This is a genomic window from Actinosynnema sp. NPDC023794, assembly GCF_040639675.1.
In the GTDB taxonomy this organism is placed as follows: Bacteria; Actinomycetota; Actinomycetes; order Mycobacteriales; family Pseudonocardiaceae; genus Actinosynnema; species Actinosynnema luteola.
In genome coordinates, this window is the sequence record NZ_JBFAFR010000037.1 from 20499 (window position 1) to 37798 (window position 17300).

At 70.7% G+C, this 17300-nt stretch carries 10 protein-coding genes and 1 pseudogene; 10 read left to right on the forward strand and 1 reads right to left on the reverse strand.

Going from position 1 to position 17300, the window contains the following annotated elements; translation table 11 throughout:
- Nucleotides 1–256 precede the first annotated feature (256 nt).
- From AB0H12_RS39620 to AB0H12_RS39640, 5 genes are all read left to right on the forward strand, one after another.
- Entirely contained in the window at nucleotides 257–1870 is a 1614-nt protein-coding gene (locus tag AB0H12_RS39620) for an ABC transporter substrate-binding protein (protein WP_499630228.1), read from the forward strand.
- Complete coding sequence (locus tag AB0H12_RS39625) at nucleotides 1867–2814, forward strand: ABC transporter permease (protein WP_499630230.1); 948 nt, start codon at nucleotides 1867–1869, stop codon at nucleotides 2812–2814. Before AB0H12_RS39620 ends, AB0H12_RS39625 begins: the two co-directional genes overlap by 4 nt.
- Nucleotides 2811–3788: a carbohydrate ABC transporter permease gene (locus AB0H12_RS39630; RefSeq protein WP_499630232.1), complete on the forward strand. Its 978-nt coding sequence runs from the start codon at nucleotides 2811–2813 to the stop codon at nucleotides 3786–3788. Before AB0H12_RS39625 ends, AB0H12_RS39630 begins: the two co-directional genes overlap by 4 nt.
- A 70-nt stretch (nucleotides 3789–3858) precedes the next feature.
- Nucleotides 3859–4899 (forward strand): LacI family DNA-binding transcriptional regulator, encoded by a 1041-nt coding sequence (locus AB0H12_RS39635; RefSeq protein ID WP_499630233.1) that lies wholly within the window; start codon nucleotides 3859–3861, stop codon nucleotides 4897–4899.
- A 69-nt stretch (nucleotides 4900–4968) separates the two neighbouring features.
- The gene (locus tag AB0H12_RS39640; protein ID WP_499630235.1) at nucleotides 4969–6999 is read left to right on the forward strand and encodes a glycoside hydrolase family 31 protein; all 2031 of its coding nucleotides are present in this window, start codon (nucleotides 4969–4971) and stop codon (nucleotides 6997–6999) included.
- Between the two features lie 248 nt (nucleotides 7000–7247).
- Here the strand turns inward: AB0H12_RS39640 and AB0H12_RS39645 are convergent.
- Nucleotides 7248–7496, reverse strand: a pseudogene (locus AB0H12_RS39645) (zinc ribbon domain-containing protein); the annotation flags it as partial.
- Between the two features lie 32 nt (nucleotides 7497–7528).
- Here AB0H12_RS39645 and AB0H12_RS39650 point away from each other — a divergent pair.
- From AB0H12_RS39650 to AB0H12_RS39670, 5 genes are all read left to right on the forward strand, one after another.
- On the forward strand, nucleotides 7529–9490 hold the full coding sequence (locus AB0H12_RS39650; protein ID WP_499630237.1) for a beta-galactosidase: 1962 nt from the start codon (nucleotides 7529–7531) through the stop codon (nucleotides 9488–9490).
- Between the two features lie 85 nt (nucleotides 9491–9575).
- Nucleotides 9576–11075, forward strand: a complete 1500-nt coding sequence (locus tag AB0H12_RS39655) for a glycoside hydrolase family 43 protein (protein WP_499630239.1) — start codon at nucleotides 9576–9578, stop codon at nucleotides 11073–11075.
- Nucleotides 11076–11184: 109 nt separating this feature from the next.
- Nucleotides 11185–12867 carry a cellulase family glycosylhydrolase gene (locus AB0H12_RS39660; RefSeq protein ID WP_499630242.1) on the forward strand — a complete coding sequence of 561 codons (1683 nt, stop codon included), beginning with the start codon at nucleotides 11185–11187 and terminating at the stop codon, nucleotides 12865–12867.
- 91 nt (nucleotides 12868–12958) lie between these two features.
- A complete protein-coding gene (locus tag AB0H12_RS39665; protein ID WP_499630244.1) occupies nucleotides 12959–15073 on the forward strand; it encodes a beta-galactosidase in 2115 nt (704 codons plus the stop codon).
- An 86-nt stretch (nucleotides 15074–15159) separates the two neighbouring features.
- A complete protein-coding gene (locus AB0H12_RS39670) occupies nucleotides 15160–17202 on the forward strand; it encodes a cellulase family glycosylhydrolase (protein ID WP_499630246.1) in 2043 nt (680 codons plus the stop codon).
- Nucleotides 17203–17300 lie beyond the last annotated feature (98 nt).

The following is a 17300-nucleotide window of genomic DNA, read 5'->3' on the forward strand; positions in this document are numbered from 1 at the left end:
CCCCTCGAGTTAGATCAGGTGAAGCGCTTCAACGCTGACACGGGCCCAGCAGCACTGTCAATCCGCGCTTCCAACCTCGTATCTTGCTTGGTAACTGACCCTTGCCGTGCGTCACGTCACATGACTACTCTCCCGACATCGTCAAGCGCTTCGACACTCCGGCTTTCAACGAAGAAGGGTGGGCCCTGTCATGGGGATTGAGCTGAATCGCAGAAGGTTCCTGAGCACCACGGCCTCGGTTGCGGGCCTCGCGGCCATGGGTGGCCTGTTGTCCGCCTGCGGCGGCGGCGCTCAGCAGAAGACCGGCGCGAACAGCGACGCCCTCAAGGCCGCGCTGCCGAAGTACGTCCCGAGCAGCGCGATCAAGGCGGACATCGCGTCCGTCGCCGGTGGCCCGGACATCCTGACCGACCCCGGCTTCCTCACCTACCCTTCGAACCAGGTCACCACGGTGTCCGGCATCCCGGGCAAGGGCGGCAGGTACACGACCGTCACGCCGCTGTGGGGCACGATCCCGCCCGCCGACAACTCGTTCTACCAGGCCATGAACAAGGCGCTGGGCGTCACGCTCGACATGAAGCCAGCCGACGGCAACAACTACGCCACGATCGTCCCCACCATGACCGCCGCCAAACGGCTGCCCGACTGGATCCAGCTGCCGTCCTGGTGGAACCCCAACTTCAACGTCGGCGAGCTGGCCGGGTCGCAGCTCGCGGACCTGACGCCCTACCTGTCCGGCGACAACATCACGAAGTACCCCAACCTCGCGGCCATCCCCACGGGCGCCTGGCAGGCCGGGGCCTGGGGCGACAAGATCTACGGCATCCCGTCGTTCTCCAGCGGGTTCGTGATCACCGGCGCCACGAGCTTCCGCCGCGACCTCCTCGAGGCCAGGGGCATCACCGCGGACCAGGTGAAGTCCGCCGACGACCTGATGAACCTGGGCAAGGAGCTGACCGACGCCAAGGGTGGCGTGTGGGCGTTCGACGACGTGTGGACCTACATGTTCCCGTCCTGGGGCGTGCCCCTCAAGTGGACGGTGAAGGACGGCAAGCTGGTCTACAAGTACGACATGCCGGAGCTGCTGGAAGCCCTGGAGTGGCACCACAAGCTCGCCACCGCGGGCTACGTGCACCCCGACGCGCTGGCCGGCAACAACGCCGACGGCAACGTGCGCTTCTACTCCGGGAAGGTGCTGATCGCGGGCGGCGGCGCCGGCGGCTGGAACGCCTCCGACCACCAGTCCGGCACGGCCGCGAACCCGAACTTCCGGCGGGGCTTCTTCGACTTCATCACCGCGGACGGCAAGGGCGAGCCGCGGATCGAGATCGGGCCCTCCTCGCGCATCATCAGCTACCTCAACAGCAACCTGAAGCCGGAGCAGATCGAGGAGCTGCTGTCGGTGGCCAACTACCTGGCCGCGCCGTACGGCTCCAAGGAGTACACGCTGGTCAACTTCGGCGTCGAAGGCGTCCACCACACGATGGTCAACGGCGTGCCGACCGCCACCGAAGAGGGCAAGAAGAACGTCCAGCCGCAGACCTTCCCGTTCCTGGCCTCGCCGGCCTCGGTGATCAGCAACCCCGGCGCGGACATCGTCACCAACGACAACACCGCCTGGCAGGCCGCGAACGTCAAGCACCTCAAGAAGCCGGTGTTCTGGAACATGAACATCAGCGTGCCGCGGTCGATGGCCACCGCCGAGGCGGGGCAGGCCGTCGAGGACGCCATCAAGGACTGCTACCACGGCAAGAAGACGGTCGCCGAGGTGAAGGAGGCCATCAACACCTGGAAGTCCAGTGGCGGCGGCGACAAGCTGGTCCAGTGGATGGACGAGAACGTCCTGCAGAAGTTCGGGACCGGGCAATGAGCTCCGTGACCACGGAGCCTCCCGCACGGAAGAACAAGCTGAGCTTGCGGGTGAGGCTGCGGCGGGACCGGTCGTTGCTGTTGATGACCGTGCCCGCCGTCGTCCTGCTCCTGGTCTTCAACTACGTCCCGCTGTTCGGGCTGCTGACGGCGTTCCAGGACTACAACCCGCTGGTGGGGGTCTGGAACAGCGAGTGGGTGGGCCTCGCCCAGTTCGAGGCCCTGTTCGGCGACGGGCTGTTCTGGGGATCGCTGACCAACACGCTGTACCTCAGCTTCGTGCAGCTGATCCTGTTCTTCCCGATCCCGATCGCGCTGGCGCTGCTGCTGAACTCGGTGCTCAGCGAACGGCTGCGCAACCTCATCCAGTCCATCGCCTACCTGCCGCACTTCTTCTCGTGGGTGCTCGCGATCACGATCTTCCAGCAGATGTTCGGCGGTGCGGGGCTGCTCAACCAGTTCCTGCGCAGCAACGACATCAGCACCTGGGACATCATGACCAACCCCGACACGTTCGTGCTGCTGGTCACCTCGCAGGCGATCTGGAAGGAGGCCGGCTGGTCGATCATCGTCTTCCTCGCCGCGCTCGCCGCCATCAACACCGACCTGTACGAGTCGTCGGCGGTGGACGGGGCCGGGCGGTGGCGGCGGCTGTGGCACATCACGCTGCCCGGCATGGCCGGCGTCATCATGCTCATGCTGGTGCTGCGCCTCGGCAACGCGCTCACCGTCGGGTTCGAGCAGTTCCTGGTCCAGCGGGAGGCGGTCGGCCACGAGGCGGCCGACGTGCTCGACACCTTCGCGTTCTACTACGGCATCGCCACCAACAACTACAGCTACGGCGCGGCGGCCGGGTTGTTCAAGAGCGTCATCTCGCTGCTGCTCATCTGGGGCGCGAACAAGATGGCGCACGCCTTCGGCGAAGACGGGTTGTACCGGAAATGACCGAGACGCTGACCATCGAACGCACCAAGGACAAGCGCGACGTGACCGGTCGGGCCCCCGTCCGGCGCCGGAAGCGCGGCAAACGCCCGGTCTGGGAGGAGCCGCCGACCGCGGCCGGCCAGACCGCCAAGGGCCTGACCCTCGGCGTGGTCGTGGCCGTGGTCCTGGTCCCGTTGTGGATCATCGTGGTGACCAGCCTGTCGACCCAGGCGGCGGTCAACCGCGCGGGCGGCCTGGTGATCTGGCCGACCGACGTGACCTTCGAGGCGTACCGCGTGATGCTGGGCGACTCCACGGTGCGCAACGCGCTGTTCGTCAGCCTCGGCATCACGGCGGTCGGCACGGCGGTGTCCATGGTCGTGTCGGTCCTGTGCGCCTACGGCCTCTCCCGGTCCGGTTCGGTGGCCCACCGCTTCATCCTGGTGCTGCTGATCCTCACGATGTTCGTCAGCGGCGGCCTGATCCCGACCTTCCTGGTCGTCACCGAACTCGGCGGGTACGGGCAGTACTGGGCGCTGATCCTGCCCGGCGCGGTGTCGGTGTTCAACATCCTGGTGCTGCGGGCGTTCTACTCGAGCACCTCGGCCGACCTGATCGAGGCGGCGCGGATCGACGGCGCCGGCGACTGGCGGATCCTGTGGAAGATCGTCCTGCCGACGTCCCGGGCGGTGACCGCGGTGGTCGCCCTGTTCTACGGCGTGGGCTACTGGAACTCGTTCTTCAACGTGATGCTCTACATGCCGACCGACAGCGAGAAGTGGCCGCTCCAGTACGTGCTGCTGACCTACGTCAACCGGGGCAACGGGCTGCCCGGATCGATGAACTCGGGCTTCGGCTCGCAGTTCGCGCAGACCGCGCCGCTGTCGTTGCAGATGGCAGTCGTGGTGTTGACGATCGTGCCGCTGCTGCTGGTCTACCCGTTCATGCAGAAGCACTTCCGTGTCGGCGTGCTCACCGGGGCGGTCAAGGGCTGAACCGGCACACTGTGCGCACGCGGGCGCCGGAGCGGGCCCGGACGAGGACGAGAAAGCAGGAGCATCACGCATGGTGACACTCGCCGATGTGGCCAGGCACGCGGGCGTGTCCGCCAGCACGGTCAGCTACGTGCTCAGCGGCAAGCGCTCGATCTCCGAGGAGACCCGGCGCCGCGTCGAGCGTTCGGTGGCCGAGCTCGGCTACCACCCCAACGCCGGCGCCAGGGCGCTGGCCGCGAAGCGCTCGCACATAGTCGCCCTCGTGGTGCCCCTGCGCGCCGACGTCTACGTGCCGATCATGATGCAGATCGCCATCTCGGTCACCATGACGGCCCGCAAGCACGGCTACGACGTGCTGCTGATCACCAACGACGAGGGGCCGGAGGGCGTGCGCCGGGTCGCGGTGAGCGGCCTGGCGGACGGGGTGATCCTGATGGACGTCGGGTTGGACGACGAGCGCATCCCGGTGCTGCGCGAGTTGCGCACGCAGGCCGCGCTCATCGGCCTGCCCGACGACCGCAGCGGCTTGTCCTGCGTCGACCACGACTTCGCCGCCGCGGGCGCGTTGTGCGCGGACCACCTCGCCGACCTCGGCCACCGGGAGATCGCGTTCATCGGGTACGGCTCGGGGGTCTACCAGCGGCACGCCGGGTACGCCGAGCGCACCCTGATGGGCTTCCGGGACCGCGCCGAGGCCAGGGGTCTGCGCTTCGTGCACCGGCCGTGCGAGGGCACGTACGAGAGCACCGCCGGGACGCTGGCCCGCATCCTCGCCGACCGGCCGGACACCACGGGGTTCGTGGTGCAGAACGAGGGCGCGATCGGCCCCCTGCTCAGCTTGCTGCGCATCAGCGGGCGCACGGTTCCCGAGGACGCCTCCGTGATCGCGCTGTGCCCCGAGCTGCTCGCCGAGCAGTACGCGCCGGCGCTGACGGCGGTCACCGGCCCGGCGCAGGAGCTCGGCAGGGTCGCCGTCGAGCAGCTCATGGGGCGGATCACCGCCGCCGGGCGCGACGAGGTGCCCGACGACGAGCTCGTCCTGCTCGAACCCGTGCTGACCGTCCGGGAGAGCACCGGCCCGCACCGCAGCCGGACTCCCAGCTCGACCTGAAGACCACCGAGCGGCTCCACCGCGTCCGGCGCGGACGCGACGAACCATCACCACCGCCAGGAGCACCGAATGCACTTCCGTGATCTCGGCGACGCCCTCGAATGGCGAGCCGGCGGCGAGACCCTGCGCGTCGAGGCGTGGGGGCCCGACGCCGTCCGGGTCCGGGCCACCCCCGGCGGGTCGGTGCTCGACGACCTGCCCGGCGCGCTGCTCGACGCCCCGCCGGGCGGCCATCCGGAGATCGGCATCGCCGAGCACCACGCGACCCTGGTCAACGGCGCGCTGACGGTGCGGGTCGACGCCGACACCGCGGGCTCCGTCACCCCGTACCTCCCGGCGACCGCCGGCCGGCTGACGTTCCTGCGCACGGAGGACGGCGCGGAGCTGCTGGCCGAGCAACCCGCCCACTTCTGGTGGCCGGGTCCGCGGTCGGCGGCGCCGACCGGCAACGGCTACCACCGCCTGGAGCAGCGGTTCCGCGCCTACCCCGGTGAACGGCTCTACGGCCTCGGCCAGCACACCCACGGCATGTTCGACCAGAAGGGCGCCGTCGTCGACCTCGTGCAGCGCAACGGCGAGGTGACGATCCCGCTGCTGGTGTCCGACCGCGGCTACGGCCTGCTGTGGAACTCGCCCGCCGTCGGCCGCGTCGAGCTGGCCGAGACGGGCACCCGGTGGGTGGCCGACAGCGCACGCCAGATCGACTACTGGGTGACCGCGGGCGCACCCGCCGACGTGCTGCGGCGGTACGCCGACGCGACCGGCCACGCACCGGAGCTGCCCTCCTGGGCGGCCGGTTTCTGGCAGTGCAAGCTGCGCTACCGCACCCAGGAGGAGCTGCTGGAAGTCGCCCGCGAGCACCGGCGGCGGGGTCTGCCGCTGTCCGTGATCGTGTGCGACTTCTTCCACTGGACCCACCTCGGCGAGTGGCGCTTCGACCCGGAGGAGTGGCCCGACCCGGCCGGGATGGTGCGCGAGCTGGACGAGCTGGGCGTCAAGCTCATGGTGTCGGTCTGGCCGTCGGTCGGCCCGGCGAGCGAGAACTACCACCCGATGCTGGACCGGGGGCTGTTCATCGGGTCCGACTACGGGCCGGTGGCCCACGCCGACTGGCCGGACAAGGGCCTGGGCGCGTACTCGGCGCAGGTCGCGTTCTACGACAGCACCAATCCCGAGGCCCGCGACTACGTCTGGGAGCGACTCCGCCGCGGCTACCACGAGCTGGGCATCACGGTCTTCTGGCTCGACGCCTCCGAGCCCGAGCTCAAGCCCGGCCACCAGACCGGTCTGCGCTACCACGCGGGCCCCGGTCAGGAGGTCGCCAACCTGTACCCGCGCGAGAACGCCCGCATGGTCCACGACGGCCTGCGCGCGGCGGGCGAGACCGGGATCATCTCGCTCAACCGGTCCTCCTGGGCGGGCGCGCAGCGCTACGGCGCGGCGCTGTGGTCCGGCGACATCGGCACGGACTTCGCCACGCTGCGCGCGCAGATCAAGGCCGGCCTGAACGTGATGATGTCCGGCATCCCCTGGTGGACGACGGACATCGGCGGCTTCCACGGCGGCGACCCGGACGACCCGGCGTACCGCGAGGTGCTGGTGCGGTGGTTCCAGTACGGGACGTTCTGCCCGCTGTTCCGCCTGCACGGCTTCCGCGGCCCCTCGCAGGTCCTGGAGCCCGCCATGACGGGCCTGCCCAACGAGGTCTGGTCCTACGGCGACGAGGTCTACCCGATCCTGGTCGACCACCTCCACCTGCGCGAACGCCTGCGGCCGTACGTCATGGAGCAGATGCGCGCCGCCGCGGCGACCGGTCTGCCGCCCATGCGGCCGCTGTTCCTGGAGTTCCCCGACGACGAGCGGGCGTGGGAGGTCGACGACGCGTTCCTGCTGGGCCCTGACCTGCTCGTCGCGCCCGTCACCGCGGCGGGGGCGCGGGAGCGGACGGTGCACCTGCCCGCCGGAGCCCGGTGGACCGACGCGTGGACCGGCCGGGAACACCCGGGAGGGCAGACGGTCACCGTCGCCGCCCCGCTCGAACGCATCCCCCTGTTCGTGCGCGACGACGCACGGCTTCCACTGCACGAGGAGCGGGCTTGACAACCTCCCCTCCCTGGAGGGGAGGGGATTCCCCGCCGGGCTCGCGCCCCGACAGTTCCTGCTTCCTCTCCCCGGAAGGGAGGTTTCGCCGAATGCCTCGCCGACTGGCGTCGGGCCGGTCTCACACCGGCTCCACAGGCTGTGACCCCCTGCCCGGCGGCCAGGACGTCGTGCGCGGCGTTGACGTCGCGCGCGGCGTTGACGTCGCGGTCGTGCGAAGCCCCACCGCCGGGGCACGTCCACCCGCGCACCCGCAGCGGCAGCGTGCCGAGCAGGAACCCGCGGTCCGAGCAGCTCTTCGAGCTGGGCAGCCACCGGTCGACCACGACCAGGTCGCGGCCGTACCACCGGCACCCGTACTCCAGCGTGGACCGCGGATCCGACCGAGAGCGGTGCCGGAACGCCCGCTTCACCACCCCCGACACCATGATCCACACGTTGACGCCTGACGGGTGAACCTCCCCGATCCGGTCGAGAGCATCGGTTCTCCCCGGCATGAGCGCCGGTGTATCCAACGACAGGAGCCCAGATGACGACGCGCGACCTGACCGAGCGGCTCGGCGGCCTCGCCTTCGGTGGCGACTACAACCCCGAGCAGTGGGACGAGCCGGTCTGGGCCGAGGACGACGAGCTGATGCGCCGGGCGCGGGTCAGCCTCGCCACGGTCGGCGTGTTCTCGTGGGCCTTGATGGAGCCGGAGGAAGGCCGCTACGACTTCGCCTGGCTCGACGCCCACCTCGACCGGCTGCACGCGAACGGCGTAGCCGTCGACCTGGCCACGCCGACCGCCTCCCCTCCCCCGTGGTTCACCAGGGCGCACCCGGAGGCGCTGCCCGTGACCGCCGACGGCGTCCGGCTGGTGCACGGCAGCCGCGACACCTACTGCCTGGCCGCGCCGGCCTACCGCGACGCGGCCCGCCGCATCGCCTCCGCCCTGGCCGAGCGCTACGGCAGCCACCCCGCGGTCGCGCTGTGGCACGTGCACAACGAGTACGCCACGCTCTGCTACTGCGACCACGCCGCCGCCGCGTTCCGCACCTGGCTGCGCGACCGGCACGGCGCGCTGGACGCGCTGAACGAGGCGTGGGGCACGGCGTTCTGGAGCCAGCGCTACACCTCGTGGGACGACGTCCTGCCGCCCCGCGCCACGCAGTGGCACCACAACCCCGGGCAGTCGCTGGACTTCCGCCGCTTCTGCTCCGACCTGGCGCTGGCCGCCTACCGGGAGCAGCGCGACGCGATCCGCGCGCACAGCGACCGACCGGTGACCACCAACCTGATGCTGCCCGGCTACCAGAACCTCGACCTGTGGGCGTTCGGCCGCGAGCTGGACTTCGTGACCGTCGACCACTACCCGGACCAGCCGGGTCTCGACGCGGCGGCGGACACGGCGTTCGGCGCGGACCGCGCCCGGTCGTTCGGGGGCGGCCGACCGTGGTTGCTCATGGAGCAGGGCGCGAACACCGTCTACGCCGAGGGCCGGGTGCTGCCGAAGAACCCGGGCGACATCATGCGGCACACGCTGAGCCACATCGCGCGCGGCTCGGAGGGCGCGCTGTTCTTCCAGTGGCGCCAGTCGAGGGCGGGCGCCGAGACGTGGCACTCGGCGATGGTGCCGCACGCCGGGGCCGACAGCCGGATCTTCCGCGAGGTGGAGGCGGTCGGCGAGGCGGTCGCCCGGCTCGCCGAGGTGGCCGGGTCGACGGTGACCGCCGAGGTGGCCGTGCTGCACGACGCGGAGGCGTGGTGGGCGTCGGAGGCCGACGGCCTGCCCTCGCCGGAGCTCGACTACCACTCCATGCTCCGGCGTGCGCACCGGGCGTTGTGGGACGCGGGGGTCGTCGCCGACTTCGCCCACCCGGAGCACGACCTCAGCCGGTACCGCCTCGTCCTGGCACCCGCCCTGCTCCTGATGTCGGACGCGGGGGCGGCGACCCTGCGCCGCTACGTCGCCGACGGCGGCACGCTGCTACTCCAGCACTTCAGCGGCGTGGTCGACGAACGCCCCCACGCCCGCCTCGGCGGTTTCCCGGCCCAGCCGCTGCGCGAAGCCCTCGGCATCCGGGTCGAGGAGCCCCGGCCGTTGCGGCGGGAGGAGCGGATCACGCTGTCCGACGGCGCGCACGGCACCGTGTGGAGCGAGTACCTGCACCTCGACGGCGCCGAGGCGGTCGCCGCCTACACCCACGGGATGCTCGCCGGCCGGCCGGCGCTCACCCGCCACGCCCACGGCGCAGGCCACGGCTGGTACCTCTCCACTGTCCTCGACACCCCGGACTACGCCGCGCTGGTCGACCGGCTGCTGGGTGAAGCCGGCGTGGTCCGCGAGTGGCCGCCCGGCGTGGAGGCCGTCACCCGCGGCGGCCACCGCTTCCTGATCAACCACGGCGATGACACCGTCCCGCTCCCCGAGGCCGCGCACGACCTGCTCACCGGTGGTCCGCTGACCGAGTTGCCCCCTCACAGCTGCGCCGTGCTCCGCATGCCCTGACCCTCACCCGACCCGTCGACCACGCCGTGCGCCGTGCCGCACCGGTGCGCTGGAGCGCGCCCCAAACCACGAAGGGCCTGATGGGATGTCATCGAACCACAGCGCGTTCGCCAACCCCGTGATCGCGGGCTTCCACCCCGATCCGAGCGTCTGCCGGGTCGGCGACGACTACTACCTCGTCTGCTCCAGCTTCGAGTACTTCCCCGGCGTGCCGATCTTCCACAGCCGCGACCTGGTGCGGTGGACTCAGATCGGCAACGTCCTGGACCGGCCGGAGCAGCTCCGCCTCCCGCTCGACTCGCCGTCGTCCGCCGGTGTCTACGCGCCGACCCTGCGCCACCACGACGGCCGGTTCTACCTGATCACCACGAACGTGAGCGGCGACGGCAACCTCCTGGTCACCGCCACCGACCCCGCCGGACCGTGGTCGGACCCGATCCTGCTGCCCGACCTGCCCGGCATCGACCCCGACCTCGCGTGGGACGAGAACGGCGCCTGCTGGAGCACGGTCGCCGGGGTGTCGCAGGTCCGGATCGACCCGCACACCGGGCAGGTGCTCGACGCGCCGCGGCGGATCTGGTCCGGGGCGCCCGGCGCGAAGGCGCCGGAAGCGCCGCACCTGTACCGGATCGGCGAGCACTGGTACCTGCTCATCGCCGAGGGCGGCACCGAACGCGGCCACGGCGTCTCGATCGCCCGCGGCCCCACGCCCGCCGGCCCGTTCGAGCCGTGCCCGGCCAACCCGGTCCTGACCCACCGGGGCACCGACCACCCGATCCAGAACACCGGGCACGGCGACCTCGTGCAGGGGCCGGACGGCTCCTGGTGGCTGGTGCTGCTCGGCGTGCGGCCGGGCGGCGGGACGCCCGGCTGGCACGTGCTGGGCCGTGAGACGTTCCTCGCGCCCGTGACCTGGGTGGACGGCTGGCCGGTCGTCGGCCCGCTGGAGCCCGAGTCGACCGTGCCGTGGCCGCTGGGGCCGGCGCCGACCGGGGCGGGGCGCGACGACTTCGACCTACCCCGGCTCCAGCCGGCCTGGATCTCACTGCGCGACCGCCAGGAGCGGCACTGCACGACGAAGGAACGTAGCGGGTGGCTGACCCTCCACGCGCGCGGCGGTTCGCTGGACGACCTCGACGCGGTGTTCGTCGGCCGCCGCCAGCAGCACCCGTCCTGCCGGGTGCGCGCGCTCGTGGACGCCGCGGCCGGAACGGGCGGTCTCGCGGTGCGGCTGGACGAGGAGCACCACTACGAGATCGAGGCGACCGCGGACGAGGTGCGCGTGGTCGCCCGCGTCGGCTCGCTGAAGACGGTGGTGGCATCCCGGGCGGTGCCCGCCGGACCGCTGGTCCTGGGCGTCGAGGTGCACGAGGAGCAGACCCTCCGGGACGCGCGCACCGGCCCCGACACCGTGTCCTTCGGCGTCGGCGAGCCGGACGGGACGTTCACCACCCTCGCCACGCTCGACGGCCGCTACCTCTCCACCGAAGTAGCCGGCGGCTTCACCGGCCGGGTCATCGGCCTGTACGCCGCCGCGGGCGCCGTCCACTTCGACTGGTCCGACTACGAGCCGCTTGAGAGCTGACCCGAGTCCCACGCGGGCGTTCCGCCTGCCGCAACCGGTTCCACCGACAGCAAAGGCGACCGACATGGAGAGAACCCGACCGCAATCCTGGCGCGACACGCTCCGACGGGTGGTGAGCATCCCGTTGGCCCTGGTCGTCGCCGGGGTACTCGCCGCGGGCACGGCGTCCGGCGCCGCGCCCGGGACGGAGGCCGGCGTCCCGGGCGGCGCGATGGCCGTCGCCGCCGCGATGCAGCCCTCGTGGAACCTGGGCAACAGCCTCGACGCCATCCCCGACGAGACGGCCTGGGGCAACCCGCCTGCATCCAGGGAGCTGTTCGACACCCTTCGCGCCCAGGGTTTCCGCAGCGTCCGCATCCCCGTGACGTGGTCGAACGCCCAGTCGACCACCGCTCCCTACACGATCGACGCCGAGTTGATGAGCCGCGTGAAGCAGGTCGTGGACTGGGCCCTGGCCGAGAACCTCTACGTCGTGCTCAACCTGCACCACGACTCGTGGCAGTGGATCGCGAAGATGCCGGCCGACCACGACAACGTGCTCGCGCGGTTCACCTCGACCTGGACCCAGATCACCACGACCTTCAAGCACGCGTCGCGGAGGCTGCTGTTCGAGAGCGTCAACGAACCGACCTTCGACAACGCCGACGACGCGCAGAAGGTGCGGCTGCTGGACGAGTTGAACACCTCGTTCCACCGCGTGGTGCGCCAGTCGGGCGGTCGGAACGCGACGCGCCTGCTCGTGCTGCCCACGCAGGTCTGCACGCCGGACCAGGGGCTCATGGACGACCTGGCCACCACGATGGCCTCGCTGCACGACCCGAACCTGATGGCCACCGTGCACTTCTACGGCTTCTGGCCGTTCAGCGTGAACATCGCGGGCTTCACCCGCTTCGACGAGACCGTCCGCAAGGACATGACCGACGCGTTCGCCCGGATGCGGGACACCTTCACCGCCAAGGGCATCCCGGTCTACCTGGGTGAGTACGCCCTGCTCTCCTACGACTACACCCGTCCCGGCATCATCGAGCGCGGCGAGGTGCTGAAGTACTTCGAGGCGGTGGGCGAGGAAGCCCGCAAGAGCAAGGTCGTCACGGCCCTCTGGGACGCCGGCTCGTTCCTCAACCGCCACACGCTGCAGTGGCGCGACCCGGACGTCTTCGCCCAGATCAAGTCGGGCTGGACCACCCGCTCGGGCACGGCCTCGTCCGACCTGCTGTTCGTGCCCGAGTCCACCCCGATCACCGCCAAGACGCTCACGCTCAACCTGAACGGCACGAGCTTCCGAGGGCTGTGGCACGGCGACGCGAGGCTGCGCGAGGGCCGCGACTACACCGTGTCCGGCGACCGGCTCACGCTGACCGCCACCGCGCTGACCAGGCTCGTCGGCGACCGGGCGTACGGCGTCAACTCGACGGTCGAGGCCAGGTTCTCGCGCGGCGTCCCCTGGCGGATCGACGTGATCACGAACGACGTGCCGGCGCTGTCCGACGCGACCGGCACGGCGAACTCCCTCACCGTGCCGACGCTGTTCCGGGGCGACCGGCTCGCGACGATGGAGGCCGTGTACGCGGACGGTTCGGCCGCCGGCCCGACCAACTGGACCCCGTTCCAGGAGTTCTACACGACCGTCCGCCCGGACTACCCCGGCGGGGCGATCGTCCTGCCGCCGGCGTTCTTCGAGGCCGTCCGCGACGGCGACCCGGTCACGCTGACGTTCCACTTCTGGAGCGGCGCCGAGCTGACCTACCACGTGACCAGGTCCGGCACCTCGGTGACCGGCACGACGTCCTGACCGGTCCCGGCGGCCCGGGGTCCCGCTGCGGACCCCGGCCGCCGGGCCACCCCCCACGGTTTTCGGAGGCTCAACCGCCATGGATCGATCCATGCCACCGCGCGTCCTGTTCGGCGCGGCCTACTACCACGAGTACCAGCTCTACGACCGGTTGGACGAAGACCTCGACCTGATGGCGCAGGCGAAGTTCAGCGTCATCCGGGTCGGCGAGTCGGTGTGGTCCACCTGGGAACCGGACAACGGGCGGTTCGACCTCGAGTGGCTTCGGCCGGTGCTCGACGGCGCCCACGAACGCGGCATCTCGGTGGTCCTCGGCACGCCCACCTACGCGGTGCCGCCGTGGCTGTCCAGGCAGTACCCCGAGATCGCGGCCGAGCACGCCACCGGGCAGCGCACCGGCTGGGGCGCCCGCCAGGAGGTGGACTTCACCCACCCCGCGTTCCGCTTCCACGCCGAACGCGTGACCCGCGAGATCCTCGCCCGGCACGCCTCCCACCCGGCGGTCATCGGCTTCCAGGTGGACAACGAGCCGGGCCTGCGGCTGCCGCACAACCACGGCGTCTTCCAGCGGTTCGTGGACCACCTGCGGGAGCGCTACGGCAGCGTGGAGGCCCTCAACCTGGAGTGGGGCCTGGTCTACTGGTCGCACCGGCTGTCCACCTGGGCCGACCTCTGGACGCCGGACAACAACGCGCAGCCGCAGTACGACGTCGCCTGGCGGGCGTTCCAGGCGCGCCAGACCACCGAGTTCGTCGCCTGGCAGGCGGACATCGTGCGGGAGTACGCGGGGCCCGACCAGTTCGTCACCACGTGCATCTCCTACGGCCACCCGGCGTTCGAGGACGACGAGCTCACCGACGCGCTGGACGTGACCGCGGGCAACCCGTACTACGACATGCAGGACGGCCTCGTGCTGCCCGACCCGACACCCGACGACCACGAGCAGCAGCACTGGAAGACCACCGGTGTGTGGGCGCTCTACGAGAACGCGGACCGCGTCTTCTCCTCCCGCCAGGAACCGTTCCTGATCACCGAGACCAACGCGCAGGCGGTCGGCGGCACGTCGGACAACCGACCGGGCTACGACGGGCAGTGGCGGCAGGCGGCCTGGGCGCTGGTCTCGCGCGGCGCGCGGATGGTGGAGTACTGGCACTGGCACACGCTGCACTTCGGCGCGGAGACCCACTGGGGCGGCGTCCTGCCGCACAGCGGTCGCCCCGGCCGGGTCTACGCCGAGATCGCCCGCCTCGGCGCCGAGTTCGACACCGCGGGCGAACTGGTGGCCGGGATCGAGCCGGACGCCGACGTCGCCCTGGTCTACTCGATGCCGAACAAGTGGCTGATGCAGAAGTACCCGCCGCTGGCCACGGCGGACGGTAGTCCGGACCACTCCTCGTACCACCGCATCTTCGACTCGTTCTACCGCGGCGTCTTCGAGGCGGGCCGACAGGCGCGCATCATCCACGCCCGCCAACTGCACCGGCGCTTCACGCCCGAGGCCGCGGTGGGACACCACCCGGTGCTGGTCGCCGCCGGCCTGTACATCTCCGACGACGCGACGCTCGACTGGCTCGTCGCCTACGCGCACGCCGGTGGCCACCTGGTCGTCGGCCCGCGGACGGGTTACGCGGACCACGAGGCGCGCGCCCGGCCCGAGCCCGCGCCGCCGCGGCTCGTCGACGCCGCGGGCGCGTGGTACGACGAGTTCAGCAACCTGGCGACTCCCCTGCCGGTCCGCGTCGCACCGGACAGCCCGCTCGACCTGGCCGCCGACGCAACGGCGACGCGGTGGGTCGAAGGGCTGACCGCGGTGGACGCCGACGTGCTCGCCGAGTACGACCACCCGCACTTCGGCCGCTGGCCCGCCGTCACCACCCGCCGCCACGGCGCCGGCCGCGTCACCTGCGTCGGCACGGTGCCCGGACGCGGCCTGGCCCGGTCGCTGGCCGCATGGCTCACCCCCTCCCCCGTCAGCGGCTGGACCGACGTGCCCACCTCCGTCACCGCGACCACCGGGACGTCGCCGGACGGCCGCCGCGTGCACGTGGTCCACAACTGGAGTCCGCGGCCCGTCGAGGTCGGTGCGCCGCGGGACCTGACCGACGTGCTGTCGGGCGACGTGGTCGGCGCGGGCCGACCCGTCCGACTGGGCTCGTGCGACGTGCGGATCTTCACCGCGGGCGACGACGCGCCACGTCAGCCGTAACGCCCCGCCGCGGCGGATCACCGGCTCACGTCCGCAATCCGCCGCCCTGTGGCTGTTCATGTCATCTGAGAAGAGTGAGGAGACCCATGTTCGGATTGCGCAGGAGGACACGGCCCGTCCGCCAACGGGCAGGTGTCGTGGCGGCCGGGGTCGCGGCCTTGACCGCGAGCCTGGTCACGGCGACGGCGAACGAGGCCGTCGCGGCGGAGGCCGGGTGCACGGTGGCGTACTCGGTCACCGGGCAGTGGTCGGGTGGCTTCAACGCCGACGTCGCCGTGACCAACGACGGCGCCGCCGTCGACGGCTGGGAGCTGAGCTGGGAGTGGCCGTCCGGCCAGGAGGTCCGCAACGCCTGGAACGCCAAGGTCACCGAGTCCGACAACCGGGTCACCGCCGCGAACGCCGGGTACAACGCCAAGATCGCGACCGGCTCGACGGTGAAGTTCGGCTTCATCGGCACCTGGGCGGAAGCCAACACGGCGCCGTTGTCGTTCTCGCTCAACGGCGTCACGTGCGTCCACGGTGGGAAGCAGCTCACCGCGATGGAGCACACCGCGGCGATGCAGCCGGGGTGGAACCTCGGCAACACGTTCGACTCGACCGGCAGCGACGAGACGTCCTGGGGCAACCCGCGCGTCACGGAAGCCTTGTTGGACAACGTGAAGGCGCAGGGCTTCAAGAGCGTCCGCCTTCCCGTCACGTGGAGCGCGCACCTGGGCGCGGGGCCGGACCACCAGATCGAGGCGGCGTACCTGGCCCGCGTCAAGGAGGTCGTCCGCTGGGCGCTGGCGCGCGACCTGTACGTGATGATCAACCTCCACCACGACTCGTGGCAGTGGACCTGGAAGATGCCGACCGAGCACGACCAGGTGCTCAACCAGTTCAACAAGATCTGGACGCAGCTGGCGGGCGCCTTCAACGAGTTCGGGCCCAAGCTGACGTTCGAGAGCTGGAACGAGCCGCAGTTCACCGGTAGCACCGGCAAGCCGCAGGAGATCCAGCTCAACGCCGAGCTGAACGCGTCGTTCCACGACATCGTGCGCCGGTCGGGCGGCAACAACGCCAAGCGCCTGCTGGTCCTGCCGACCCTGCACACCTCGTCCGAACAGGTGTACGTCGACCCGCTGGTCGAGCAGATCCAGGGGTTCGACGACCCCAACCTGATCGCGACCGTGCACTACTACGGCTACTGGCCGTTCAGCGTGAACGTCGCGGGTGGCACGCGCTTCGACGCGGATGTCCAGAAGTACCTCACCGACGACTTCGACCGCGTGCACAACAGCTTCGTCGCACGCGGCATCCCGGTGATCGTCGGCGAGTACGGCCTGCTCGGCTTCGACCGGCACACCGGCACCATCGAGCAGGGCGAGAAGCTGAAGTTCTTCGAGTACTTCGGCTACTACGCGCGCACCAAGAAGCTCACCACGATGCTCTGGGACAACGGCCAGCACTTCAACCGCACCTCGTTCCAGTGGAGCGACCCGGAGCTGTTCGCGCACATCAAGTCGAGCTGGACGACCCGCTCCGGCACGGCCTACAGCGACCAGGTGTTCAGCGCGAAGCCGAGCCCCATCACCGCGAAGACGATCAAGCTGAACCTCAACGGCACGTCGTTCGCGGGGCTGTACAACGGGAACACCGCCCTGGTCCGGGACCGGGACTACACCCTCGACGGCGACCAGCTGACCCTGACGGCCTCGGCGCTGACCAGGCTGAGCGGCTCGCGGAACTACGGCACGAACGCGGTGCTGACGGCCCGCTTCTCCAAGGGCGTGCCGTGGCGGTTCTACGTCATCACGTATGACACTCCGGTGCTGTCCAACGCCACGGGGACGCCGGAGAAGTTCGAGATCCCGACGGACTTCCGCGGCGACCAGCTCGCCACCATGGAGGCCAAGTACGACGACGGCACCTTCGCCGGTCCGCACGACTGGACGGCCTTCAAGGAATACGACGTGGCGTTCGCGCCCAACTACACCGACCGGCTGACCACGGTGAAGCCGGAGTTCTTCGCGAAGAACCTCAAGGACGACTCGCGGGTGACGCTCACGTTCCACTACTGGAGCGGCACGAAGGTGACGTACTACGTCACCAAGTCGGGCGGCACGGTCACCGGCACGACGGCCTGACCGACCCCGGTCGACGACGAAGAGCGCCGAAGGCCGTTCGCGGCCTTCGGCGCTCTTCCTCCCGGCCCGGTCACGTGCCGGGGAACGACCGGTTGCGG

What these genes read in the sequence shown, in the direction of transcription:
- AB0H12_RS39620 (WP_499630228.1), top strand. Translation starts at nt 257, where the DNA reads ATGGGTGGCCTGTTGTCCGCCTGCGGCGGCGGCGCTCAGCAGAAGACC.
- AB0H12_RS39625 (WP_499630230.1), top strand. Translation starts at nt 1,867, where the DNA reads ATGAGCTCCGTGACCACGGAGCCTCCCGCACGGAAGAACAAGCTGAGC.
- AB0H12_RS39630 (WP_499630232.1), top strand. Translation starts at nt 2,811, where the DNA reads ATGACCGAGACGCTGACCATCGAACGCACCAAGGACAAGCGCGACGTG.
- AB0H12_RS39635 (WP_499630233.1), top strand. Translation starts at nt 3,859, where the DNA reads ATGGTGACACTCGCCGATGTGGCCAGGCACGCGGGCGTGTCCGCCAGC.
- AB0H12_RS39640 (WP_499630235.1), top strand. Translation starts at nt 4,969, where the DNA reads ATGCACTTCCGTGATCTCGGCGACGCCCTCGAATGGCGAGCCGGCGGC.
- AB0H12_RS39650 (WP_499630237.1), top strand. Translation starts at nt 7,529, where the DNA reads ATGACGACGCGCGACCTGACCGAGCGGCTCGGCGGCCTCGCCTTCGGT.
- AB0H12_RS39655 (WP_499630239.1), top strand. Translation starts at nt 9,576, where the DNA reads ATGTCATCGAACCACAGCGCGTTCGCCAACCCCGTGATCGCGGGCTTC.
- AB0H12_RS39665 (WP_499630244.1), top strand. Translation starts at nt 12,959, where the DNA reads ATGCCACCGCGCGTCCTGTTCGGCGCGGCCTACTACCACGAGTACCAG.
- AB0H12_RS39670 (WP_499630246.1), top strand. Translation starts at nt 15,160, where the DNA reads ATGTTCGGATTGCGCAGGAGGACACGGCCCGTCCGCCAACGGGCAGGT.